Source organism: Bifidobacterium sp. (assembly GCF_050874245.1).
Lineage (GTDB): Bacteria > Actinomycetota > Actinomycetes > Actinomycetales > Bifidobacteriaceae > Bifidobacterium.
This window is the reverse complement of the sequence record NZ_JBNMKH010000027.1, coordinates 1-25,890: the sequence shown is the minus strand read 5'-3', so window position 1 is coordinate 25,890 and position 25,890 is coordinate 1. Positions and strand designations below refer to the sequence as shown.

The following is a 25,890-nucleotide window of genomic DNA, read 5'->3' as shown; positions in this document are numbered from 1 at the left end:
CTCCTGCCTTGATGAGTTCCAGTGCCTCGCGCCGGAACCCGTCGTCGTAGTGTTTCCTTCGATCCTCGCGCATACGAAAGAACCGCACCTCCGATCATTGAATCTGAATTTCTTCAGTCCAACAATCGGGGTGCGGTTCATGACCGGGCCATCCCCTTGTCGTTTTGTTGCATCGTCTGAATCAGACGAAGAATGGTTTGACGTTGGACCAGATGCGTCGACTGACGCAAGGATGGTTCATCGTGTACAGATGCACGCCATCGACACCGCGTGCCACCAAATCGCAGATCTGTTCGGACGCGTACGTGATGCCGGCTTCCTTCAGCAAAGCGGTATCTCCACCCCACTTGTCGAGCAGGACGGAAAGTTTCTCCGGCACACGCGATTGGCACATCCTCGACATGCGAAGCACCGATTTTGCGTTCATCACCGGCATGATGCCCGCTTCGATCGGCACATCGATGCCGGCGGCACGCACCTTGTCCACGAATCGCAGGAAATCCTCATTATCGTAGAAAAGCTGCGAAATCAGATGCGTCACACCGGCGTCGACCTTCTTTTTGAGATTGTCGATGTCCTCGTCAAGTGTCGCCGCCTGCGGATGCTTTTCCGGATAGCAGGCGCCATAGATTTTGAGATTCGGTCTTTTCTGCCGGATGTAGGCGGCCAAGTCGCTCGCATGGTCGAACACCCCCGCCGGTTCGGCACCTTCAACGCGGTCTCCACGCAGGGCGAGCACGCCGGAAACGCCGGCTTGGTCGAACAGGTCGAGCGCTTCGTCCACGTCGTCCTTGTCGAGATACTGCGCGGTCAGGTGGGCGACGCAGGGAATGCCATACTCACTCACCGTGTGCGCGATGCGCGCGGTCAGCGTGCGATCGGATGATTTGCCCGTGCCGTAGGTGACGGAGATGAAATCGGGATCCAGTCCCTGCAGGCCATCCAACGTGTCGTAGATGGTTCCTACAGGACTGGTGCGCTTGGGAGGGAACACCTCCAGCGAGAACATTGGCGAATGCATGTGATTCCTTGGAAATCCTTGCCTTGTCTGCCTTTTCGGATATTACTTGGCGAGCTTGGCGCGCACGGCCTTGGCCGCGGCAACCAAGTGCTCCAGGCTTGGCCAGGTCTCCGCGTTGCCGCGGGTCTTCAGACCGCAATCCGGGTTGATCCAGATCTTCTCCACGTCCATCTTCTTCAGAATCTCGTAGATGCGGTCCTCGATCTCCTGCTCGGAGGGGATGCGCGGGGAATGGATGTCGTAGACGCCCGGACCCGCCTCAGTCTCGAAGTTGGCGTCGTGGATGGCGTCAAGCACCACCAGATCGCCGCGGGAGGCTTCGAAGGAGATCACGTCGGCGTCCATTGCGTCGATGTCCTTGATGATGTCGTTGAACTCCGAATAGCACATGTGGGTGTGGATCTGCGTGGTCGGCTTGACCGCGGAGTGCACCAGACGGAAGGCCGGGATGGCCCAGTCGAGGTACTTCTTGTGCCAATCGGTCTTCCTCAACGGCAGCTTCTCACGCAGTGCGGCCTCGTCGATCTGGATGACCTTGATACCGGCCTTCTCCAAATCGAGCACTTCGTCGCGGATGGCGAGGGCAAGTTGCTGGGTCTGCTGCTCGTGGGTGATGTCCTCACGCGGCCAAGACCAATTGAGGATGGTCACCGGACCGGTGAGCATGCCCTTCATCACATGGTCGGTGCGGGATTGCGCGTAAGCGCTCCATTCCACGGTGATCGGGTTGGCGCGGGACACGTCGCCCCACACGATCGGAGGCTTCACGCAACGGGTGCCGTAGGACTGTACCCAGGCGTTCTTGGTGAACAGGAAACCGTTGAGGTTCTGACCGAAATACTCGACCATGTCGTTGCGTTCGAATTCACCGTGGACGAGCACGTCAAGACCGATCTCCTCCTGATGCTTGATGCAGGCGTCGATCTGGGCCTTCATGAACTCGTCATACTCGGCCTTGCTGATCTCACCCTTGCGCAGCTTGGCACGCTCGGCACGAATCTCCCTGGTCTGGGGGAAGGAGCCGATGGTGGTGGTCGGCAGCAGCGGCAGACCAAGCGCCTCGCGCTGCTCCTTCTGACGCTCGGCGCGGGCCGGCTGACGGACGAAGTCGTCCGGAGTCAGTGCAGCGAGACGGGCGGCCACAGCCGGATCGGGAGCGACACGGGTACCGTCGAACAGCGCCTGATTGGCCTTGAGCTCGTCAGAGGCCTTCTTCTCATCGTCGGTGGTATCGGCGAGAGCAGCCACTTCGTGCAACTCATCGAGCTTCTCAACAGCGAAGGCGAAGTGCTTGCGCACATCGTCGGCGAGTCCGGTCTCGCCCTCGGTGCTGAACGGCACGTGCAGCAGGGAACTGGCGGTGGAAACGGCGACGTTCCTGGTAACCTGCCTGAGCGCGTCGATCAGGCCGAGGCTCACAGCATAGTTGTTGCGCCAGATGTTACGACCGTTGATCACGCCGGCGAAGATGGTGGTGTTCTCGGCGACGCCATACTGTTTAACGGCGACGAGGTTCTCCTCACGACCCTCGTTGAGGTCGAGTCCGATACCGTCGAAGCCAAGCAGATTGACGGTTTCGTAGACGTCGGCGATGTGGCCGAAGTATGTGTTGAGCAGCACCTTGACCTTGCCGTCGCGTGCCGGCAGGATCTTGGCATACAGGCTCTTGAACAGTTCGATGTCGCCCAGTTCCTTGTCAAGTACCAGATACGGCTCATCGATCTGAATCCATTCGGCGCCCAGCTGCGCGAACTTGGAGACGATTTCGGCATACACTGATGCGACGGCGTTGACGAGACCCTTGTCGTATTCGAGTTCTTCAGCCTGCGGATTGCGGGCAAGCTTGAGGAAGGTGTACGGGCCGATGAGCACCGGCTTGGTGAGGATGCCCAGCTCCTTGGCCTCGTTGAATTCGTCGAACGGCTTGGTACTGCCCAGCTTGATCTCGGTGGCCTCGTCGATCTCGGGAACCAGGTAGTGGTAGTTGGTGGTGAACCACTTCTTCATCGGCAGGGCGGTCACATCGCCCTTGTCGCCCTGATAACCGCGGCCCATCGCGAACAGGGTCTCTTCAGGGTTGTCAAAGGCAAGACGCTGGTAGCGCTGCGGAATCACATTCAGCAGGATGGCGGTGTCAAGCATCTGATCGTAATAACTGAAATCGTTGCTTGGAATCAGGTCGATGCCCGCATTCTTCTGCAGCTTCCAATGCTTGGCTCGAAGCTCCTTGGCGGTGGCGCGCACCTCTTCAAGGGCGGCGTTGCCCTTCCAATACGCTTCGATAATCTTCTTCAGCTCACGGTTCTGGCCGATGCGCGGAAAACCGGAGACGGAAGTGAGAGCGGACATGAATCCTCCATCTGAAATGAACAATGCAACCCGCTCAAGCTATCACAAAACCGCTTGTCATAAGGCATTAGGAAAATTTGAGTGTCGTTATAAGGCGGCCTTATAGCAACACCCCAAAATACCCGAATCCATGATAACGTGGCCTGGTGGCCAGGGAAAACATCATGTAAAGGAAATTCAATGGTGGAGGATGCGATGACGCAGAACGACCGGCATGCCAGCGGGCGCGATACAGAGAAATTGAAGGCGTGGGTGGCTTCGCAAAGCAAGCTGTTGCGTATGCGCGCCACCGTATCGGGAAGGGTGCAGGGCGTGGGATTTCGTTATTTCACCGCTCTTACGGCACACAAGCTGAATGTGACAGGCTGGGTGCGCAACCTGCACGACGGCAGCGTGCAGGTGGAGGCACAGGGTTCCCAGCAGGCGCTGTTCGCCATGTACGAAAAACTTTGCGAAGGACCGGAATGGAGCCGTGTATCACATGTGGACGTCACGAGCATTCCCATATCACAGGGAGAGCGTACATTCCACGTGAAGTACGACGAATGATTCGCATCGCGCCTCATAACGGGAACGCACTGCGCAAATCACTGGAATCGTAATGCGTCGGCCGCGTCACAGCGTTATCAGCTTCGCCCAGACACGAATATTATTCGAAATCCTTGGCCGTAAGCAGGGCTATCAGTTCACCGCTATGCAACTGCCATTTGCCAAACGGCTCGTTGGAGCCGAACACGGCGATCGACGCAGGAGACATACCCAGATTCAGCATGTCGAGCAACGTCGGGTCGGATTCCGCACTCGCCAGCCACTGGCAGGCGATAGATACCGTCGGCTCATGGCCAAGCACCAGCAGCCTGTGATGCTTGTCCTTGGTTTGGGCAAGCTCGTCGAACACGGATTGCACTCCACCCTCATACAGGTTCTGGCGATAATCTACCTTCGGCTCGTCACCGAAAACCTTCAGCAACCTATCGCAGGTCTGACGCGCACGGGTGGCACTGGAACATGCGATTCGGTCCGGCACCATCTTCATCGCGTCCAGACCTTTCGCCACGGCCTTGGCCTGTTTGCGTCCCTTATCGGTAAGCTCACGGCCCGAATCATTGCCATCGCCTCCGAACGGTTCGGTTTTGGCATGGCGCATCACCAACAGCACATACTTGTATTCCTTGGCTTTTTTGGCAACCTTCTTCAGGCTTGTTCCCATGACGGTCCGCTCCGATCAGAATCCATCACCGCGTTTTTTCGATATCCATGTTCCATTGTCGCAGATATTCCGGCGGAGCATGGCAGGAAACGCGGGAATCCTACTCATCTATGGCTTTGACCTGCGCGTCGAGATCCCGCAGGACCTTGCGCAGCTTGCGATCGGAGATGTCCCGCAATTGCAGGTTCTCAAGCTGTTCGGCACGTTCCTCGTCCGTCATCGAATCGATGTCGGTGACCGTGTCCTTCGTGGCCCGGTCACGCTTGCGAAGCGCTTGGAACCCCGGAGCCATCGCGCGCGAAACCATCAGGAATCCGGTATGTCCTATCATCTGATGGTCAGGACGCACCGCCAGTCCCTGCGCCTTCCAATCGCGTTCCAAAGTCTCCTGGATGTCCGGCTCGGTCCAGCAACCGGCATCGCGCAGCGCTTCGGCCATACGGCTGAGCTGCGTCGTGGTGGTGATATACGCCACGAGCACGCCGCCAGGCGCGATCACACGGTACGCCTGTTCAAGCCGGTTCCACGGATCGAGCATGTCCAGCATGATGCGGTCAAAGGAGTGCTCCGGTAGTCCGGCCGCGACCGAATCGAAATCCCCAGTCCTCAAATCCCACCATGAGGGACGTTCCCCGAAATACACCGTCGCATTGGCTTCGGCGACACGTGCGAATTCCGGACGCATCTCGATGGTGGTCAGACAGCCCTTCTCCCCCACGGCATCCAGCAGATTGATGCTCATCGCTCCCGATCCGGCACCGGATTCCAGCACGTTCATTCCGGAACGGATATCCCCAAGCTGGATGACCTGCGCGATGTCCTTCGGATACATGATCTGTGCGCCGCGCGGCATGGACAGCACATAATCGGCCAGACGGGGACGCATCACGGCGAATTCCCAACCGCCGATGGCGCGCGTGCCTTTCCATGGCTTGTTCGCATCACGTTCGGGATGAATTTGGTTGACCTGAGCCTCGCGTTTCGCACTCACCGTCACCACGACCGAACCTTCCGGCCGCCCGATCACATCATCATGCAGAATGATGCCATGCGAGGTCTGTGTCACGCCACCAGGCACCAATTGGTCGGTGATCTTATTGGACCTTCGATCCGTGAACTGCACTTTTTCGCCGGCCTTCAACGCGCCTCGACGCATGGACACCACTCCTTACCGTTCGCCACCGGACAATCCGAACATACATGCTACCTTATCGGCGTCATCATCCGGACATCACACCGCGTACGCGTTCCAACGCCCATTCGCGTGAGTCACGTTCAACTCCAGACCAAACACCTGACTCAACCGTTCGGAGGTGAAGCCATGCTCCAGATCACCCGTATACACGATGGTCCCCGGTGCCGGATCGTTTCCGGCCACATTGTCCGCATAGGCGTCCGCCTCATTGCCGGTGATACGGCCCATGATGGCCACATGGTCAAAACCTTGCGGGATCTCCTCGAGCCTGTGCGTCACCAGAATCACGGCACGGTCGGACTGTTCGGCACCGACATGGCTCAATGCACGCAACGCGATCTCGCGTCCACCCAGATCGAGCCCCGTGGTCGGTTCGTCAAGAATCAGCAGGTCGGGATTGGCCATCAATGCGCGGCAGATGAGCACACGCGTGCGCTCACCTTCGGAAAGCTTGAACATCATCTTGCCTTCCAGATATTCGATGCCGAATTCGCGCATAAGCGAACGCGCCTTGGCGTAATCATCATCGGTGTAGGTGTCACGCCAGCGACCGGTCGTAGCGGTCAAAGCCGTCACGATGGCATCGAGCGGATCCTCCTGCGGTGGGAACGCACGGCCGAGTTCCGCGGAGCTCAGTCCTATGCGGTTGCGATAGGAGAACACATTCACCTTGCCGAGACGGTTGCCGAGGATGTCCACTGTTCCCTCGGAGGGAAAGCCACGGGTGCTCATCATCTGCACCAAGGTGGATTTGCCGATGCCGTTGGGACCGAACAACACCCATTTCTCGCCTTTTTTGACTTCCAGATTGACTTTGGTGAGAATCACACGCCTACGACGGCGGAATTCCACACCGGACAGTTTCAATGCAACATCCTGTTCGCTCATCGTTCCTCCACGATTTCAAATGACAGCTTGGATATGAATGCCTCCTGCCAGCGTAATGCGTTGGCAGGAGGCATTCATGCAGGGTCTTGCCCTATGGCCGGTTTCCCGTCCCTGGATTATTTCTCCGTCCGCTTATGTTCGGCGAGCACATCCTCGTAGACTTTGACCGTCTTATCCGCGATGGATTCCCAGCTGAAATGGTCACGCGCGCGTTCATAACCCGCACGTCCCATGAGCTTCGCCTTTTCAGGATCGGACATGATGCGGTTGATGGCATCGGCCATGTCATGCACGAATTTGTCCGGATCAGTAGGCGTGCCGGTTCCGTCGTGCAGTTGGTCTATCGGGACCAGATAGCCGGTCTCACCGTCCACAACCACCTCCGGAATACCACCGGTGGCGGAAGCGACAACCGGCAGACCGCAAGCCATGGCTTCCAGGTTCACAATGCCGAGAGGCTCATAGATGGACGGGCAGATGAACGCGTCGCATCCATGTTCGAGCGCGTTGAGTTCCGGCTTCGGCAGCATCTCCTCGATCCAGATGATATTGCCACGTTCCTCGTCAAGCTTGGCGAAAGCGGTTTTGACCTCTTCCATGATCTCCGGCGTATCGGGAGCGCCCGCGCACAAAACGACCTGGACATTCGGATCGACGAAATGCAATGCCCGGAGCAGGTACGGCAGACCTTTCTGACGGGTGATACGTCCGACGAACAGCAACGTCGGCTTGGTACGGTCGATGTGGTAACGGTCGAACACCTGCCAACCGGGATCGTCATCCGCCGGCGTCTCGAACTGGCTCATGGTGATGCCATTATGCACCACGACCACTTTGTCCGGGTCGAGGTCTGGGTAGGCCGTAAGAATGTCCTTGCGCATGCCGGCGGACACGGCGATGACCCGATCGGCATGTTCGTAGGCGTCCTTCTCCGCCCAGGAGCTCAGATTGTATCCACCGCCAAGCTGTTCACGCTTCCAAGGCCGGAAAGGCTCAAGCGAATGCGCGGTGATGACCAATGGCGTGTCATGCAGCATCTTGGCAAGGTATCCGGCAAGGCATGCGTACCACGTGTGCGCGTGGATGATATCGGCATCGACGTCATTGGCCATCTGCAAATCAACGCTGAACGTTTTCAAGGCGCCATTCGCATCACGCATTTCCTCCGGAACACGATATCCGACGACCTTGAGGGATCCCTTTGGATCAATGCTTGGAATCTCAGGGACATCGGATGGCGCGCGTGGACCGTCGAACGCACGGACGGTCACGTCAACCCGTTCCGCCAGCACTTTGGAAAGCTCCTCCACGTGCACTCCAGCGCCTCCGTACACCTTGGGGGGGTATTCGCGGGATAGAATGTCTACTTTCATGTCTGTTCTCCTCCTCGAGTCTGCCAGTCATTCCAAGTACTACTGTAAAACAGTTTTTCAGAAAATGCCGTATTGTTTCATTCCCGCATCATCTCTTTTTTCATTTTTCTGAAAACGACTGCAATTTGTGACGTTCGTTTTCATACCGCCGTCTGTCTCTTCGCTCCACGAAGCACGCAAAAAAGAATCGCTCATATCGTCTCGTACATTCGACGACATGAGCGATTCCGAAGAAATCAAACGTGGCTCAGACGGCTGTACCATTTTCATCGAGGTTCGGATTGTGTTTCGAGTCACCAGCCGTGAAGAACAGGCTCAGCACACCGACCGCGAAAACAATGGAAACCGTGGCGATCAGCCACATCGGATGCGACGGAAGCCACATGATCACCAGAAAGGCGATGGCCGCGACGGCAATCAACACCCAACTGACCACGCGGAACCATTGACGAATGGAATGCGGAGCCTTGAACATCTTCGGATTCCTGTAATCGGGATTGGTGTTCAGTACGCTTTCGGTTTCCGTGATCGTGCTGGCGCTCGGCTTCCACGGTCCATCGGTGCCGTCCTGCAGACGACGGGACTTCTCCTGCAGCTGGTATTCATCCAACATTCCGGAACGCGCGCGCCCCTGAGTCTGGTCATATTGCTGCGGCACTCCTCGGCGATTGCGCTTGGCCTGGGCACGTCGTTCGGCACGATTTGGCATTGGTCACTCCTTTGTTACATGGTGCTGGGATTACTTTACCGCATTCTCGGCAAAAGGCGGGTAGCCCGGCTCACCATTCGTAAGTCGGGCTACCCGCCTTCCCTTATTGCGATTGCGTCGTTGCTCAGCGCGGCAGCATCATCGGACGCTTGGAAGCGACAATCGGCGCCGGCAGCTCGGTGGAGCCGGTAAGGTATTCGTCGACAGCAGCCGCGCAGGAGCGGCCTTCGGAGATTGCCCACACCACGAGGCTCTGTCCGCGTCCGGCGTCACCGCAGGCGAAAACACCGTCCTGGGACGTGGCGAATTTGTCGTTGCGGGCCACATTGCCGCGGCCGTCGAGGTCTACCGGCAGCTGATCCACCAGCGTGGTGGTGTCCGGATGCAGGAAGCCCACGGAGATGAGCACCAGGTCGGCGGGAATCACACGTTCCGTGCCGGCTTGACGGGTGAACGGACCGTTCTCTCCCGGAGCGACGTTCACCACCTTCAGACCGGTGACATGGCCGTTCTCGTCGGAGACGAAGCCTTCGGTCGCGGTGGAGTTCTCGATCTTCACCTTCGCCTGGTCCTCTTCCGAGCCAACAAAGTTCACCGAATCGGTGTTGTACACATATTCAGCGCGCTGTGTTTCGAAGCCTTCCTCCATGGAGGAAGTCTCCTTGTACAGACGCGCGAACGTAGGCCACGGCTGGTTGTCGGGGCGCTGCTTCGGTTCCTGCGGCATGATCTGCAGCACAGTGACATCCTTCGCACCCTGGCGAAGGGCGGTACCGAGACAGTCAGAACCGGTGTCGCCGCCGCCGATGATGACGACGTGCTTGCCTTCGGCGGTGATGTCATTGACCGGCTTGACGCCGTACACACGACGGGTCGCGTCAGGCAGGAACTCCATGGCGAAATGGATGCCCTTGAGCTCACGGCCGGGAATCTTCATGTCACGCGGCACGGTGGAACCGATGGCCACCACCACGGCATCGTAGCGGGAACGCAAATCGTCCCAGGAGATGTCCTTGCCGATCTCCACGCCGGGGCGGAATACGGTGCCTTCGGCTTCCATCTGCTCCACACGGCGGTCAATCAGACGCTTGTCGAGCTTGAAGTTCGGGATGCCGTAGCGCATCAGGCCGCCGATGGCGTCATCGCGCTCGTACACGACAACCGTATGACCGGCGCGAGTGAGCTGCTGGGCGCAGGCAAGACCGGACGGACCGGAACCGACCACGGCAACGGTCTGGTCGGTCAGACGCTGCGGTGGCAGCGGCTTGACGTAATCGAGACTCCAAGCCTGGTCGATGATGGTGCGCTCGTCGTTCTGAATCATCGTCGCCGGCTGATGGATGCCAAGCACGCAGGCCGCCTCGCACAAAGCCGGGCAGATGCGACCGGTGACTTCCGGGAAGTTGTTGGTCTCGGACAGCCTGTTGTAGGCATCCTCCCACTTCTCCTGACGAACCAAATCGTTGAACTCAGGGATGATGTTGCCTAGCGGGCAGCCGTTCATGCAGAACGGAGTGCCGCAGTCCATGCACCGTGCGGCCTGCTCCGTGGTCCACGACTGCAGGCCGGATTCGGTGTGAACGTCGAACCAGTCCTTGATTCGCTCCTCGACGGGGCGTTCGGCCAGTTCGCGACGGGTACGGACCTTCAGGAATCCACGAGGATCTCCCATGTCAGCGCGCTCCTTCCATAACCTGCTCGTACACCTGTTCCCAGACGCCGGGCGTATTGAAATCGATGTTCTTCTCTTCGGCTTCCTTCATCGCCTTCTGCATGGCGAGGAAGTGCTTCGGAACGATATGGGTGAATCGTTTGGCGTTGTTGCCCCAGTCTTCGAGCAGGGTCTTCGCAAAGACGGAGCCCGTCTCTTCTGCATGCTGCTTGACAAGAGCGTGCACCAGCTCGTTCTCCTTGGCGTCCAGCGGTTCGAACAGCAATGCGCCATTGGTGGCGGCGGTCGGGTTGACCTGCTTCATGTCGAGATCAAGCACGTAGACGTTGCCTCCGGAGAAGCCGGCACCGAGATTGCGTCCGGTGGAGCCGAGAATCACGACCGTGCCTCCGGTCATGTATTCGCAGCCGTGGTCACCCACTCCCTCCACCACGAATGTGGCGCCGCCGTTGCGCACGGCGAAACGTTCTCCCGCACGGCCGGCCACGAACATCTGGCCGGAGGTGGCGCCAAAACCGGTGACGTTGCCGGCGATCACGTTCGTATGCGGGTCGAAGGTGATGCCGTCCTCCGGACGGACCACCATGCGGCCGCCGGACAGTCCCTTGCCCGCGTAGTCGTTGACCTCGCCATATACGCGGATGGTCTCGCCACGCGGAATGAAGGCGCCGATGGACTGGCCTCCCGCACCATGGAACGTCATGTCGATGGTGTCGTCCGGCAGTCCTTCTTCGCCGTACCGCTTGGTGATCTCGTAGCCGAGCATGGTGCCGAGGGTACGGTTCACGTTGCGAATCGGCATTTCGATGCGCACGGGCTCCTTCTTGTCGAGGGCCGGCTGGGCGAGCTCTATGAGCTTGTTGTCAAGAGCCTTGTCGAGCTCATGGTTCTGCTCAATCGTCTTGTGCAGGATCGTTCCCGGAACCGGGCCCGGCTGCATGAGCACATTGCTCAGGTCGATGCCATCAGACTTCCAACGCTTGATGGCGTCGTCCTGATCGAGGCATTCGACATGGCCGACGGCCTCCTCCAGCGTGTGGAAACCAAGCTGGGCGAGCAGCTCGCGTACTTCCTCTGCGATGAACATGAAGAAGTTGATCACATGCTCCGGCTTGCCCTTGAAACGTGCGCGCAGCTCGGGATCCTGCGTGGCGATGCCCTGCGGGCAGGTGTTCTTCTGGCAGGCGCGCATCATAACGCAGCCTTCCACAATCAAGGCCGCGGTGGCGAAGCCGAATTCCTCGGCGCCGAGCAGCGCCGCAATCACGACGTCACGACCGGTCTTGAGCTCACCGTCGCACTGCACGGTGATGCGGGAGCGCAGACCGTTGAGCACCAGCGTCTGCTGGGTTTCGGACAGACCGATCTCCCACGGGGTGCCGGCATGCTTGATGGCGTTGAGCGGAGCCGCGCCGGTGCCACCGTCGTAGCCGGAGATCAGCACCACGTCGGCATGGCACTTGGCCACGCCTGCGGCGATGGTGCCCACGCCGAACTCGGAGACGAGCTTGACATGGATACGTGCCTTGGGGTTGGCCATCTTCGCATCGTTGATCAGCTGCTTCAGATCCTCGATCGAGTAGATGTCGTGGTGAGGCGGCGGGGAGATCAGTTCGACACCCGGCGTCGCGTGACGCACCTTGGCGATCCACGGCGGAACTTTGGCTCCCGGCAGATGGCCGCCCTCGCCAGGCTTGGCGCCTTGTGCGAGCTTGATCTGCAGATCGGTGGCGTGAACCAGATAGTCGCTGGTCACGCCGAAGCGCGCGGATGCGATCTGCTTGATCTTGCTGTAACGCAGCGGATCGTTGATGCGGTCCTCGGATTCGCCGCCCTCACCGGAGTTGGAGCGCGCGCCGAGCTTGTTCATGGCGATGGCGAGCGTCTCATGCGCCTCCTGCGAGATGGAGCCGTAGCTCATGGCGCCGGTGGAGAAACGCTTGACGATCTCACTAGCCGGTTCGACCTCGGAGATGTCGATCGGCTTGCGGGTCTGCTTGAACTTCATCAGGCCGCGCAACGTCATCAGACGGTTGGAAGTGTCGTTGATGTGGCTCGAATACTTCTTGAACAGGTTGTAGTCGCCACGCTGGGTGGACTGCTGCAGCAGGAAGATGGCCTCGGGATCGTTGAGATGGTCCTCGCCGGTACGACGCCACTTGTAGTCGCCACCGGTACGCAAATTGCGATGCGGTCGGGCCGTCCACTGGGTCGGATAGGCCACACGATGGCGGCTGGCGACTTCCTCGGCAAGCTCGTCGAGACCGACGCCGCCCACACGGGACGTGGTGCCGGTGAAATACTCGTCGATGACGTCCTTGTTGAGGCCGACGGCTTCGAACAGCTGCGCGCCACGATAGCTCATGATGGTGGAGACGCCCATCTTGGCCATGATCTTGAGCACGCCTGTGGACAGCGCATTGGTCAGGTTCTTCACGGCGGTTTCCGCATCGACCTTGAGATAGCCCTTACGGGACAGGTCCTCGACAGACTCGAAGGCTAGATACGGATTCACTGCAGCGGCACCATAGGCAATGAGCAGCGCGACATGATGGATCTCGCGCACATCTCCGGCCTCGACCACCATGGAGATCTGCGTACGCGTATGACGACGCAACAGATGGTGCTGCACCGCGGAGGTGAGCAGAAGCGATGGAATCGGACCCCACGCGTAGTTGGAGTCACGGTCGGAAAGCACCAGGAAGTTGGCGCCGTTCTCAATCGCCTCATCGATTTCCTGGAAGATCTCGTCAAGACGTTCCTTCAGCGCCTGGCCGCCTCCGGCAACCTGATACAGACCCTTGACGATGAACGGCTTGTAGTAGCCACCGAGAATCTTGGCGCGGTCAAGGCGCTTGAGCTGCGCCATCTCATCGGAATTGAGCACCGGCAGCGGAATGAGGATCTTCTTGGCATGCAACTCGGAATCGGCCAGCAGGTTCGGCTCCGGGCCGATGGCGGATTCAAGGCTTGTCACAATCTTCTCGCGTTCCCAGTCGAGCGGCGGGTTGGTGACCTGCGCGAACTTCTGGGTGAAGTAGTCGAACAGCATGCGGCTGTGCTTCGAAAGCGCCGCAAGAGGCGTGTCGTTGCCCATGGAGCCCAACGGCTCCTTGCCGGTGTTGGCCATCGGTGCGAGCAGCAGCTTCAAATCCTCTTCGGTGTAGCCGAAGGCACGCTGCCTGCGCTGCACGGACTGGCCGGAATGATTGACATGCTCTCGTTTGGGCAGCTGGCTGAGCTCCACGGAGTTGCCCTCCACCCACTGGCGATACGGATGCTGGGATGCCAGGCTCTTCTTAATCTCCTCATCCGGGATGATACGTCCCTCATCGGTGTCGACGAGGAACATCTTGCCCGGCTCCAAGCGGCCCTTGGTGACGATATGCTCCTCGGAGACCTCCGGTAGCACGCCGGTTTCGGAAGCGAGCACGACGTAGCCGTCATCGGTGACCTGCCAGCGTCCCGGGCGGAAGCCATTGCGGTCGAGCAGGGCGCCGACCTGAGTGCCATCGGTGAAGATGATATGCGCCGGACCATCCCACGGTTCGATCAGCGTGTTGTTGTATTCATAGAACGCCTTGACGTCCGGGTCAAGCTGGTCGTTGTTCTCCCATGCCGGCGGCAGCATCATGGAGATGGCATGGGGCATGGAACGGCCTGCGAGATGCAGCAGTTCGAGGCACTCGTCGAAGGTTCCGGAATCGGAATAGCCCGGAGTGGTGATCGGCAGCAACGGCTTGAATTCGCCAAGCAGTTCGGAGCTCAGGCGGCCTTCACGCGCGGACAACCAGTTGCGGTTGCCTTGGATGGTGTTGATTTCGCCGTTGTGGGCCAGCAGACGGAAAGGCTGGGCCAGCGGCCAGCTTGGGAACGTGTTGGTGGAGAAGCGGGAATGAACGATGGCGATCTTCGCCTTCATGCGCTCATCCGACAGGTCAAGGAAGAAGGGCTTGAGCTGCATGGTAGTAAGCATGCCCTTGTAGGTGATGGTGCGTGCGGACAAGGACGCAAAGTAGATGCCCACTTCATGTTCCACGCGCTTGCGGATGCGGAACGTCTTGCGATCGAGCTCGATGCCTCCGAGCTTGCCTTCCGGATCGGCCACAATCAGCGTCTTGAACGCCGGCATGCTGGCCAGGGCCTGCAGACCGAGTCCATCCGGATTGGTGGGCACGACGCGCCATGCGAGCACATCGAGGCCCTCCTCCCGAACGATTTCGGAGATGGCCTGCTCCTGCTGGCCGGACGTGGCGATGTCACGGTCCAGGAAAGCGATGCCCGCGGCGTAATGACCCTCCTCAGGCAATTCGACACCGGCGGTGGCACGCATGAACTCGTCCGGCATGCTCATCAGAATGCCGGCGCCATCACCTGTGTTCTCCTCGGCGCCCACGGCACCACGGTGGTTCAGATTGACCAACACCTCGATGGCGTCATCGACGATCTTACGTTCCGGACGCTTGTTGAGGGTGGTGACCATACCCACACCGCAAGCGTCGTGCTCGGCTCCAGGATCATACATACCTTGGGAATCATGGATCGTCAGATCTAACGGGGCGTGGAAAGTCACCGAAACCACCTTCAATGTTTTTGGGCAAGAAAAGTCTTGCGGTTCTTTAATGCGTGGTTTAGAATACCGCGCCCATATGTCATCCACTGTCACGTGTCCATATAACGAATGCCCGGAAAAGTCAATGCTTGACTACTTCACCGCGGAATATTTCCTCCGTGTAAACGGCTAGATTCCAATATGTTTCGCGAATATCCATTTGCGTCGCACAAAGAACCGTCCGGCGTGTCCTCGACCTTGCCCGAACGCCACGGCGCGTCTCCTCAATCAAGGAATGAGAACAGCCGTTCGATAATGGTGTCGTTGAGCAGCCGGCCGCGCAATGTGGGCACCGCCCGCATTCCATCGCGCGTGATCAGTCCATCGTCCTCGAGTCCGTGCCAGGCTTCTTCCGGAATAACACCCTTGAGACGTGTGGTATCCAGCCCCTCACGCAGACGCAGACCAAGCATAATGGTCTCTTCGACATCCTCTCCGGCGTCGATGGTCTCATTCCCGGCCCATGGCACGGAGCCTTCGTTGACGGCAACCCCCCAAAACCTCGGATGCGCGATGTCCCAGGAACGAATTCCACACACGCCGTCATGGGCGTTATAGTGCGAATGCGCTCCCGGCCCGAGACCGGCCCAATCGACATTCCTCCAATAACCGAGATTATGCCGCGATTCGTAGCCGGGACGAGCCCAATTGCTGATTTCATACCATTCGAGACCGGCCTCGGAGAACATCTCGTCGGCTATCTCATATTTGTTCGCCTCGTCGTCATCATCCGGCCTTCGAAGCGTGCCCGCCGCGATTCGCCGTCCCATTTTCGTATTCGGCGCCACGGTGAGCGCATATGCGGAGATATGGTTGACACCCAGATCGATGGCCGTGCGAACGGAGGCACGCCAATCGTCAAGGCTCTCCCCCGGAGCGCCGTAAATCAGATCGACACTGGAACGCATGCCCGCCGCGTCGGCCGCGGCGACGCCGGCGGCGACATTCGCCGGAGTATGCGTACGGTCGAGCGTTTCAAGCACATGCGGCACCGCGGACTGCATGCCGAAGGAAATACGGTTGAAACCACCATCGGCAAGTTCCTTCACATAGTCGGCATCCACCGTATCGGGATTCGCTTCGGTGGTGATTTCCGCATCATCCGCAATGTCCCATGTATTGCGCACCGCATCCAGCATGGACACCAAATCGCATGCCTTGAGCGTGGTCGGAGTGCCGCCACCGAAGAAGACGGCGGACGCGTTCGGTTCCGATATGCCGTGTTCCGTCTGCCAATCACGGACGATTGCCATTTCGCGAATCACCATGCTCGCGTAATGGCCCCGGGACACTCCCTCGCCCATATCCGAAGCCGTATAGGTGTTGAAATCGCAATACCCGCAGCGGCGCAGACAAAACGGAACGTGAATATAGACCTCGAACGCCATGTACGGACTCAGCCTTCGGACTTCTGCGCGGCGCGGATCTTGTCCTTAGTGTCGCGGTCGTTGCCCGCCTCGCCGGTGGACAGGGCCGCGATGAAAGCCTCCTGCGGCACTTCCACATGGCCGAGCATCTTCATGCGCTTCTTACCGGCCTTCTGCTTCTCGAGCAGCTTGCGCTTACGGGAGATGTCACCGCCATAGCACTTGGCGAGCACGTCCTTGCGCAGGGCGCGGATGTTCTCTCGTGCGATGATGCGTGAACCGATGGCGGCTTGGATGGGAATCTCGAACTGCTGGCGTGGGATGAGCTCACGCAGCTTCTTCGTCATCATCACGCCGTAGCTATATGCCTTGTCGCGATGCACGATGGCGCTGAACGCATCGACTTTTTCACCTTGGATGAGAATGTCCACCTTCACCAAATCGGCTGCCTGTTCGCCGTCCTCATGGTAGTCGAGCGAGGCGTAGCCCTTGGTGCGGCTCTTGAGCTGGTCGAAGAAGTCGAACACGACCTCCGCCAGCGGAATGCGGTAGTGCATCTCAACACGCTCGGTGGAGATGTATTCCATGGTGCCCATCTGTCCGCGATGATCCTGGCACAGATCCATCACCGGGCCGATGAACTCCTTCGGAGTGATGATATCGGCGGCCACCATCGGCTCGACGATCTTCTTGATCTTGCCTTCGGGGAATTCGCTCGGATTGGTGACGCGGTGCACGGAATTGTCCTCCGAGGTGACCTCGTACGGCACATTCGGGGCGGTGGAGATCAGGTCGAGTCCGAATTCACGGTCCAACCGTTCGGTGACGATCTCCATGTGCAGCAGGCCAAGGAAACCGCAGCGGAAACCAAATCCCAATGCCACGGAGGTCTCCGGCTCGTAGATCAGCGCCGCGTCGTTGAGCTTGAGCTTGTCAAGGGCCTCACGCAATTCCGGATACTGTGCGTTGTCGATCGGGAACAAGCCGGCATACACCATCGGCTGGGGGTCGCGGTAACCGTCGAGCGGCTCGGTTGCAGGGTTGACCGCGGAGGTGATGGTGTCGCCAACCTTGGACTGGCTGACGTCCTTCGCACCGGTAATCACATAGCCAACCTCGCCCGCGCCAAGCGCCTTGGTCGGCGTCATGTCCGGACTGATGACGCCAATCTCGATGGGGTCATGGGTCATGCCGATGCCCATCATGTGCATCTTCTCACGGGATTTCAGCTCGCCATCGACCATGCGGATGTAGGTGACGATGCCACGGTAGGAATCGTAGACGGAATCGAAGATCAGCGCACGGGCCGGAGCATCCGGATCGCCCTTCGGCGCGGGAACCTCCGCGACGATGCGGTCGAGCAGCTCGGCGACACCCTCGCCGGTCTTGCCGGAGACGCGCAGCACGTCGGATGGATCGCAGCCAATCAGGCCAGCGATCTCCTCGGCATGCTTGTCAGGTTCGGCACTCGGCAAATCGATTTTGTTCAGCACCGGGATGATGGCCAGATCATGGTCGATGGCCATATACAGGTTCGACAGGGTCTGCGCTTCGATGCCCTGCGTCGCGTCCACAAGCAGCACCGCGCCCTCGCAGGCGGCCAGCGCACGAGACACCTCATATGTGAAATCCACATGGCCTGGGGTGTCGATCATACCGAGCGTGTATTCGGTACCGTCGACGGTCCATGGCACGCGCACCGCCTGCGATTTGATGGTAATGCCGCGCTCCTGTTCGATGTCCATGCGGTCAAGGAAACGGTCGCGCATTTCTCGTTCCGGCACAATGCCGCTCAGCTGCAGGATACGGTCCGCCACCGTCGACTTGCCGTGATCGATATGCGCGATGATGCAAAAATTGCGGATCAACGACTGATCGGTGTACCCGGGCTGATTATGCTGCTGCCCCACGCCATCCTCCTCTGGAAATATTCGACGCACACGATTCTAACCGGTAGTGTCGGCATGTCCCTCCGCGACACTCCTGTATGCATTGGCGATTTATCCGCGTGCCATGTTATCATCATCGTTTGTATGTCCTTATAGCAAACGTCGTTTGGAGAAATAGTGGCAAACATCAAGTCGCAGAAGAAGCGCGTTCTCACCAACGAGAAGGCGCACAAGCGTAACGTGGCCGTGAAGTCCAGCCTGAAGACTGCCGTTCGCGCCACCCGCGAAGCCATCGCCGCTGGCGATAAGTCCGCTGCCGAAGCCGCCTACAAGGTCGCAGCCCAGAAGCTCGACAAGGCCGCCGGCGCTGGCGTGATCCACAAGAACCAGGCTGCCAACCGCAAGTCCGGTCTCGCCGTGGCCATCAACGCTCTCTGAGTTTTCACAACTCACAGCATGGAAGAAGCCCCGCAGGTTTTCCTGCGGGGCTTCTTCCTTTTCATGCGCCGTTACTGACGACCATCGCGGTCGGCATCGTCATCGTCCTTATCGGGATGGATGACCGGACGTTTGAGATATTTGGCTTCACTTGGCAGATAGGTATTGTGCCTGACCAATGCGCCCGGCAATTGAATGTCGAAAATCACGGATATCAGCCGCATGCCCACCATCAGTGCCACAATCAGCACATCCAGCACCACTTCGGCGGCGAAACTGACCACTCCCAAGTTCACTCCCTTGCATACCAGCACCGTCAGTACGCAACCGACGGCCGAAGGTACCGCATACCAGTGCCTGTCCCGAATTACCATGGGCACCTCGTTGATAAGCATGTCACGGATGAGGCCGCCGCCCAATGCGGTGAACATGCCAAGAAACACCGCCGTGGTGCCGGACATGTGGTACATCATGGCCTTGGACGTGCCATTGACCGCATAAAGCCCCAGAGCCAACGCGTCCAGAGACAGCATGGACCATTTGAGCCTGTTGATTTCAGGATGGATGACCGCCACAGCTACAGCGGCAAGCAAGGCTGTGACGACCAGTCCTTTGTCGGAGACGCCGGCGGGAGGGAGCGCGCCGAGCAGCACGTCACGGATGATGCCGCCGCCCAATGCGGTGAGCCAGGTGGTGACGAGGATCGCGAAGACATCGTAGCCTTTACGTACGGCGGCGAGCCCGCCGACCATGCCGCAACAGAATGTTGCCAGATATTCGATGCCCATGAAAAAGCCGTTGCTTTCCAACGCGATTTCCATGTTCTGCTCCCCTTTTCCCCCGCATGCTTCTTTTCCGAACAACAGTCAAAAATAGCACAATGGGGAACGATACCCGCAACAAGAAAGCCAAAAGGGCGGGATATGAGCCATGCACCATAAGAACCCGGCAAAAGACCGGAGCATGTTGCATAACGCATATCCCGCCCTTCAGCGGTATATGTCACCATCCGTCATCGCGGACAGTCGATTGGAGAATCAGCAGACCTTCCACATCCAGTTGTGCGGATCTTCGATCTCGCCAAGCTGGATGCCGAGCAACTGGTTGCGCAGTGCCATGGTGAACTCGCCGGAGCCGCCGTCGGCAACGGTCACATCGAACTTCTCGGACTTGAAGCGGCCAATCGGGGTGATGATGGCGGCAGTGCCGCAGGCGAACACCTCGGTGACCTCACCGGACTTGATGTCCTCGAGCAGCTGATCCAGGGCGATCATGGTCTCGACCACATCGTGGCCGTTGTCCTGGATGAGCTGAATCAGGGAGCGACGAGTCACACCCGGCAGAATGTTGCCGGTCAGGGACGGGGTCTCCACGTGGCCGTCCTTGTGCACGACCATCATGTTCATGCCGCCAAGCTCCTCCAGATAGGTCTTGGTGGCGGCGTCGACGAAGCAGACCTGCTGGCAGCCGTGGTCGATGCCGGTGTACTCACCAAGCAGGGAGGCCGCATAGTTGCCGCCGCACTTGGCGAAGCCGGTGCCGCCGGGGCCGGTACGGAACCACTTGTCCTCGACCCAGATGTTGACCGGCTTCACGCCGCCCGGGAAGTATGGGCCGGACGGAGAGGCAATCACGCAGTAGTCCACTTCCTGCGGCGCGCGCACGCCCAGGAACGGTTCGGAGGCGAACATGAACGGACGCATGTACAGGGTGTATTCACGGCGGGACGGGACCCAGTTCACATCACGCTTGACCAAGGCCGCGACAGAGCCGATGAAGTCATCGATTGGCAGTTCCGGCAGGTACAGTCGCTTGGCGGAGTTCTGGAAACGCTCGGCGTTCGCATCCGGACGAAACAGCCAAGTGGAGCCGTCGGCGTGACGGTAGGCCTTCAGACCTTCGAAGCATTCCTGGGCGTAATGCAGAACAGATGCGCCCGGGTCCATCTTCAACGGCGCGTACGGCTCGATGCGACGGTCAGACCAGCCTTCGCCCTTGGTCCAAGTCATGTGGGCCATGTTGTCGGAGAAGACCTGACCGAAGGCCGGCTTGTCGATAAGTTCGGCACGCTTGGCGTCGGATGCCGGGTTGTCGTTCGGGAGCACGGTGAACTTCTCGGCGAGCTTGTCAAGCTCCGCCGGATCGTGATGATTCTGTTCAGTCATTCTTTACTTCTTCTAGTTGCATCAGCCGCCCGAAGGCGGCCAGCGGTTATTGGTTTCCGGCGCTTGTGGCGCCGGGTTCTGGTATGTACTTTCTCACACCATAAACGCTTTCGATAACCGGCGTTCGCGATATGAGATAACGAGGAGTCACAGGGAAACGCAAAGGTCCATGCGTATTTCACGAACACGCATGGACCTTGCGGTACCGACGCCTCACGCGTCGGAATCAGACCTGAATCGGGAAAACCGGACTCACTGAGCGTCGGCAGCCGGAGCGGCGGCAGCGTCAGCGGCGGCAGCATCATCGGCAGCCGGGGTCTCCGGAACGGTGTCTTCCGGAATCTCGACGGTGACGACGGACTCTTCCGGATCCTCAATGTCAAGCACAACGCCTTCCGGCAGAACGACGTCCTTGGCGAAGACCTTGGAACCATCGGTCAGACCATCGACGTTGACCACAATCTTCTCCGGCAGGTTGGCCACATCGGCGCGAACCTTGAGCTCCTGAATGTCGACGAATGCGACAGCGGCACCCTTCGGGGTACCTTCGACGAACACCGGCACCTCGACGTCGATCTTCTCGCCGGCCTTGACCTCGTAGAAATCGACATGCTCGACGATACGCTTCACCGGGTTGCGCTGAACGTCCTTGACGACGGCCATCTTGGTCTCGTCACCATACTTGATGGTGAACAGGGCATTGGTGTGGCGCAGGGACAGGGTGGTCTCCTTCATCGGCAGCTGCACGAAGACCGGATCCTCGCCGCCGGCGTACACGGTGGCCGGGATGAGGTTGGCGACGCGCAGACGGCGGGCAGCGCCCTTGCCGAACTCAGTGCGGGCAGCGCCTTCAAGAGTGATGGTGGTAGCCATAATCGATATCTCCTTGTAAATCGTTTCCATGTTTCGGCGCATCGACGGGCCGCACGGAAACCCAGAAGTCTCCACCACACGCCAAGTCGATAACGGAGACATAAGCCTCCCTCGCCAAGACAACAGTTATCCAGTATAACGCACGCCACGACATTCCACGATGCTTGGAACCATGGAGCGTGCACGACGGCGGACATGCGTTGAGGCACGTACAATCATATTCAGGCAACACCAACCAGTGGTAAGGAATCGAGAAAATGGCGACGATGCATGACCGTTCCAAAGTTATCCGCAATGTCCAGCTTGCGGCAGGCATCACGGCCGTCGCCGCGACGGGAATGTTCACCGCGACGGCGGATGTACTGTTCCGCTTCGCCATCGACACGCAATGGAAGCATTCCATCTTTCATCAGGCATTGATCGCGCCGGATCGAAAGGAGAAGATGGATCAAGGCGAGGCCAGAGAGGCCGGGCAATGGTTCTCTGCGACGCAGCAGCCGGTATCCATCACCAGCCATGATGGGCTCAGACTGCATGGCTGGCTGTTCGATCCGGATCGTATAGACCCGACGCCGCACCTATACGCCATCTGCGTGCATGGCTATACCGGAGCTCCCGATGAACAGGCCAAATGGGCGCATCGGTACGCCCGCTTGGGATTCACCGTCCTCGTTCCCTCCCAGCGGGCACAGGATTTGAGCGAGGGACGATATGTAGGCATGGGATGGCTGGAACACAACGATCTGCTCGACTGGATACGCCTGATCGTGGAAAGCGACAGCCAGGCACGCATCCTGCTGTCCGGAGGATCCATGGGCGCCACGACTGTGATGATGACGGCCGGCGATCCGAGACTGCCACGCAATGTCGTCGCGGCGATCGCCGAAAGCGGATACACTTCCGCCCGCATGGAATTCATCGACAGCGCGCGAGGCATGTTCCACATGCCGAAGCTTCTCGCCGCAGCATGTGTGGACGCGGCGGGTCTGATCTGCAAGCGCCGTGCCGGCTACGATTTCACCGAAGCGTCCTGCATACCGTCATTGCGGCATGCGGTCATCCCAATGCTGTTCATCCACGGAGGAAAGGACCTCATGGTCAGCCCACGTTTCCTGGACATGAACTACAACGCCTGCGCCAGCATCGACCGCGAACGGCTACTGATTCCAGACGCCGGACATATGGAAAGCTCCGTCGCGGATCCGAAACGCTACTGGGACACCGTATACGGATTCATCCGTCGTTCATTCGGAATATGACGGCTCAGCACCGGAACAATTGGGACAAGTGATGGAATCCATCCGGACAATCGATTCCATCACTTGTCCTATGAAATCGCATCGGAGGCCAGCACTTGCCTCGTCAGCGGCGCTCCCCCGGATTGCATATCTGCATGGCGACGCCGTCCTCCATGATATGGAATCCATGCTTCTGGTAGAATGACGCGTTCTTGCTTTCCTCGGGCATGACCTCGATATACAGGTAATCGCGGTATCGCTGTTTGACCATACCGACAAGGTGGCCGGCAATACCATGCCCTTGGTATTCGGGGTCGACCAGCACGTAATGCATGTACGCCACCATCTCCGTGTCGTCGAGCACGCGCACCAGACCTACCAGACGATCGCCGTCCCACGCGCTGAACACAGTGGACGACCCCATCAACGCCTTATGCAAACGCTCGGGATATTGGCCGGATACCCAACCGACCGAAAGGAACAGGCTCTGGGTTTGTTCTTCGGTGAACTTCTTCTCGTCAGTATATGAAATAGCCATATGCCAAGCATAGAATTGCAGGCATGGAATCACCCTCACCCGTCTTTTTATCTGAAACGCAAGAACATCGGCCCTCGCCGTCATGCATCGAAGTGCGCGGAGCCCGCGCGCACAATCTCAAGGACATCGACATCGACATACCGCTGAATCGTCTGGTCGGCGTGGCCGGTGTCTCCGGCTCAGGGAAAAGCTCCCTCGCACTCGGCGTGCTGTACGCGGAAGGGTCGCGACGCTATCTTGAGGCGCTGTCGACCTATACGAGAAGACGCATGACGCAGGCAAGCCGCGCGACCGTCGACGAGGTGAGGCATGTTCCGGCGGCATTGGCGCTGCATCAACGTCCATCGGTACCCGGCGTCCGATCCACGTTCGGCACGATGAGCGAACTGCTCAACAGCCTGCGTCTGCTGTTCTCCCGCGTCGGCGAACACGTGTGCGACCATTGCGGGTTCCGCAACAGACCGACGATGAATGTCGCCGCCGAACTGCCGATACATTGCACGAATTGCGGCGAACTGATGCACCCGCCGTCCGCGGAGGACCTTGCTTTCAATTCCGCCGGCGCATGCCCGACCTGCTCAGGTACCGGCATCGTGCGCGACGTCGATCGCGCATCGCTGGTTCCCGACGAATCGAAAAGCATAGATGATGGGGCCGTGCTGCCTTGGGGATCACTGATGTGGGATTTGATGAAACAGGTGTGCGGAGCCATGGGAGTGCGCACCAATGTGCCGTTCAACCAGCTCACCGACAAAGAACGCGACATCGTCTTCAACGGTCCCGCCGTCAAGAAGCACATCCTGTACAAACCGAAGAAGGGTGATGATTTCGCCGAACTCGATTTCACGTACTACAACGCCGTATACACCGTGGAGAACGCGCTCGCCAAGGCCAAGGACGAGAAGGGACTGAAACGCGTGGCGAGGTTCCTCAAGGAACGTCCATGCGGCGATTGCGGCGGAACCAGGCTCTCCGAACGCGCCCGGCAGCCGCACGTCAAAGGCATCGATCTGGCCCAGGCGACCGCGATGCCCTTGAGCTCGCTCGTCTCCTGGGTGCGGTCCGTGCCGGAATCATTGGAACCGCATATGCGATCCATGGCCGGCAACATCTGCGACTCGTTCCTCGACACGTCCCGACGGCTGCTGGAGCTTGGGCTCGGGTATCTGTCGCTGGACCGCGCCGGAGCTACCCTGTCCACCGGCGAGCGCCAACGCGTGCAGCTTGCCCGCGCCGTGCGTAATCGCACCACTGGCGTGCTGTACGTGTTGGACGAACCTTCGATCGGTCTGCATCCCGCAAATGTCGACGGGCTGCTTGGCGTGATGCGCGATCTGGTGGATGACGGCAATTCGGTGGTGGCGGTCGACCATGACACCCGCGTGCTGGCCGAAACCGACCATCTGATCGAAATGGGACCGGCCGCCGGTGCGAAAGGCGGTCACGTGATCGCGCAGGGAACGGTGCGGCAGGTGATCGACACGACCGGATCTCGCATAGCGCCATTTCTTACTGATGGAGGCAACGTCCATAACCGCATGCGTAGGATTACCGCCGACAGTGGGATGTTCTCCGCGGGACGTATCCATATGGAGACCGGCCGGCTGCATACCGTAGGACCGTTGTCGATCGACATTCCCCGCGGACGGATGACCGTCGTGACGGGAGTTTCCGGCTCCGGCAAGACCACGATGGTGCTGGAGATGCTGATGCCTGCCTTGCGTTCGAGGATCGATGGTTCGGCATGTCCGTCGCAGGTACGTGTCCTTGAAGCGGATGGTGTGGCGAAGGCGAATCTGATTGACGCCACGCCCATTGGCGCGAACGTGCGTTCCACCGTCGCCACCTATTGCGGCATTCATGACGATCTTCGGCGTGCGTTCGCTAAAACCGATGCCGCACGGGCAGCTGGCATGAAGGCGGGGGCGTTCTCCTACAACACCGGCAAGCTGCGTTGCGCGACATGTGACGGCACAGGCTCGATCTCCCTTGACGTGCAGTTCCTGCCCGATGTCGATATCGAATGTCCGGCATGCCATGGCTCGCGGTATTCCGATATGGTCGCCGGGCTGACGCTCCCCTGTGCGAATGGAACGGCGTATTCGATGCCTCAGCTGATGGCGATGACCGTCGACGACGCCATGGACGTGTTGAGCGGCATCAAATCGATCCGGACGAAGCTTGCCACGTTGCATGAACTGGGTTTGGGCTATCTTGCATTGGGAGAGCCGACGCCGGCGCTTTCCGGCGGGGAGGCCCAACGTCTGAAATTGGCCAGTGAGATGGGACGGAAGCAGCATGATGCGGTGTTCGTGTTCGACGAGCCGACGATCGGTCTGCATCCGCTTGACGT

General features: G+C 59.2%; 20 protein-coding genes. 4 read left to right on the top strand and 16 right to left on the bottom strand.

From position 1 onward, the window contains the following. Positions 1-181 precede the first annotated feature (181 nt). Together metF and metE are read right to left on the bottom strand one after the other, a co-directional pair. Complete coding sequence (gene metF, locus ACR0P8_RS04545; protein WP_432624001.1) at positions 182-1,021, bottom strand: methylenetetrahydrofolate reductase [NAD(P)H]; 840 nt, start codon at positions 1,019-1,021, stop codon at positions 182-184. Between the two features lie 42 nt (positions 1,022-1,063). Then, positions 1,064-3,370 (bottom strand): 5-methyltetrahydropteroyltriglutamate--homocysteine S-methyltransferase, encoded by a 2,307-nt coding sequence (gene metE, locus ACR0P8_RS04540; protein ID WP_432624000.1) that lies wholly within the window; start codon positions 3,368-3,370, stop codon positions 1,064-1,066. A 180-nt stretch (positions 3,371-3,550) separates the two neighbouring features. Here metE and ACR0P8_RS04535 point away from each other — a divergent pair, with 180 nt between their 5' ends. Next, positions 3,551-3,919 (top strand): acylphosphatase, encoded by a 369-nt coding sequence (locus ACR0P8_RS04535; protein WP_432623999.1) that lies wholly within the window; start codon positions 3,551-3,553, stop codon positions 3,917-3,919. A 100-nt stretch (positions 3,920-4,019) separates the two neighbouring features. Here ACR0P8_RS04535 and ACR0P8_RS04530 read toward each other — a convergent pair whose 3' ends face one another. From ACR0P8_RS04530 to lepA, 10 genes are all read right to left on the bottom strand, one after another. Further along, a complete protein-coding gene (locus ACR0P8_RS04530; RefSeq protein WP_432623998.1) occupies positions 4,020-4,580 on the bottom strand; it encodes a SixA phosphatase family protein in 561 nt (186 codons plus the stop codon). 100 nt (positions 4,581-4,680) lie between these two features. Continuing rightward, positions 4,681-5,736 (bottom strand): tRNA (adenine-N1)-methyltransferase, encoded by a 1,056-nt coding sequence (locus ACR0P8_RS04525; protein WP_432624002.1) that lies wholly within the window; start codon positions 5,734-5,736, stop codon positions 4,681-4,683. A 75-nt stretch (positions 5,737-5,811) separates the two neighbouring features. After that, the gene (locus ACR0P8_RS04520; protein WP_432623997.1) at positions 5,812-6,663 is read right to left on the bottom strand and encodes an ABC transporter ATP-binding protein; all 852 of its coding nucleotides are present in this window, start codon (positions 6,661-6,663) and stop codon (positions 5,812-5,814) included. Positions 6,664-6,779: 116 nt separating this feature from the next. Further along, a complete protein-coding gene (gene glgA, locus ACR0P8_RS04515) occupies positions 6,780-8,036 on the bottom strand; it encodes a glycogen synthase (RefSeq protein ID WP_432623996.1) in 1,257 nt (418 codons plus the stop codon). Positions 8,037-8,093: 57 nt separating this feature from the next. Beyond that, a complete protein-coding gene (locus tag ACR0P8_RS04510; RefSeq protein ID WP_432623995.1) occupies positions 8,094-8,231 on the bottom strand; it encodes a hypothetical protein in 138 nt (45 codons plus the stop codon). A gap of 52 nt (positions 8,232-8,283) precedes the next feature. Next, complete coding sequence (locus tag ACR0P8_RS04505; RefSeq protein ID WP_432623994.1) at positions 8,284-8,745, bottom strand: tripartite tricarboxylate transporter TctB family protein; 462 nt, start codon at positions 8,743-8,745, stop codon at positions 8,284-8,286. Between the two features lie 124 nt (positions 8,746-8,869). Continuing rightward, the gene (locus ACR0P8_RS04500; protein ID WP_432623993.1) at positions 8,870-10,417 is read right to left on the bottom strand and encodes a glutamate synthase subunit beta; all 1,548 of its coding nucleotides are present in this window, start codon (positions 10,415-10,417) and stop codon (positions 8,870-8,872) included. A gap of 1 nt (position 10,418) precedes the next feature. Further along, positions 10,419-14,990, bottom strand: coding sequence for a glutamate synthase large subunit (gltB, locus tag ACR0P8_RS04495; RefSeq protein ID WP_432623992.1), 4,572 nt, complete (start codon positions 14,988-14,990; stop codon positions 10,419-10,421). Positions 14,991-15,253: 263 nt separating this feature from the next. Beyond that, positions 15,254-16,417 (bottom strand): radical SAM family heme chaperone HemW, encoded by a 1,164-nt coding sequence (gene hemW, locus ACR0P8_RS04490; RefSeq protein WP_432623991.1) that lies wholly within the window; start codon positions 16,415-16,417, stop codon positions 15,254-15,256. An 8-nt stretch (positions 16,418-16,425) separates the two neighbouring features. Then, a complete protein-coding gene (gene lepA, locus ACR0P8_RS04485) occupies positions 16,426-18,306 on the bottom strand; it encodes a translation elongation factor 4 (RefSeq protein ID WP_432623990.1) in 1,881 nt (626 codons plus the stop codon). Between the two features lie 156 nt (positions 18,307-18,462). Here lepA and rpsT point away from each other — a divergent pair, with 156 nt between their 5' ends. Then, positions 18,463-18,723: a 30S ribosomal protein S20 gene (gene rpsT / locus ACR0P8_RS04480; RefSeq protein WP_003835031.1), complete on the top strand. Its 261-nt coding sequence runs from the start codon at positions 18,463-18,465 to the stop codon at positions 18,721-18,723. Between the two features lie 71 nt (positions 18,724-18,794). Here the strand turns inward: rpsT and ACR0P8_RS04475 are convergent, their stop codons facing one another. From ACR0P8_RS04475 to ACR0P8_RS04465, 3 genes are all read right to left on the bottom strand, one after another. Beyond that, positions 18,795-19,544, bottom strand: coding sequence for a trimeric intracellular cation channel family protein (locus ACR0P8_RS04475; RefSeq protein WP_432623989.1), 750 nt, complete (start codon positions 19,542-19,544; stop codon positions 18,795-18,797). A gap of 216 nt (positions 19,545-19,760) precedes the next feature. Beyond that, positions 19,761-20,888: a branched-chain amino acid aminotransferase gene (locus tag ACR0P8_RS04470; RefSeq protein WP_026645883.1), complete on the bottom strand. Its 1,128-nt coding sequence runs from the start codon at positions 20,886-20,888 to the stop codon at positions 19,761-19,763. Positions 20,889-21,140: 252 nt separating this feature from the next. Next, complete coding sequence (locus tag ACR0P8_RS04465; RefSeq protein WP_432623988.1) at positions 21,141-21,761, bottom strand: 50S ribosomal protein L25/general stress protein Ctc; 621 nt, start codon at positions 21,759-21,761, stop codon at positions 21,141-21,143. Positions 21,762-22,018: 257 nt separating this feature from the next. Here ACR0P8_RS04465 and ACR0P8_RS04460 point away from each other — a divergent pair, with 257 nt between their 5' ends. Further along, positions 22,019-23,020, top strand: a complete 1,002-nt coding sequence (locus ACR0P8_RS04460; RefSeq protein ID WP_432623987.1) for an alpha/beta hydrolase — start codon at positions 22,019-22,021, stop codon at positions 23,018-23,020. 103 nt (positions 23,021-23,123) lie between these two features. Here ACR0P8_RS04460 and ACR0P8_RS04455 read toward each other — a convergent pair whose 3' ends face one another. Then, on the bottom strand, positions 23,124-23,537 hold the full coding sequence (locus ACR0P8_RS04455) for a GNAT family N-acetyltransferase (RefSeq protein ID WP_432623986.1): 414 nt from the start codon (positions 23,535-23,537) through the stop codon (positions 23,124-23,126). Between the two features lie 23 nt (positions 23,538-23,560). Here ACR0P8_RS04455 and ACR0P8_RS04450 point away from each other — a divergent pair. Next, a partial coding sequence (locus tag ACR0P8_RS04450) for an excinuclease ABC subunit A (protein ID WP_432623985.1) occupies positions 23,561-25,890 on the top strand: 2,330 nt, incomplete at its 3' end.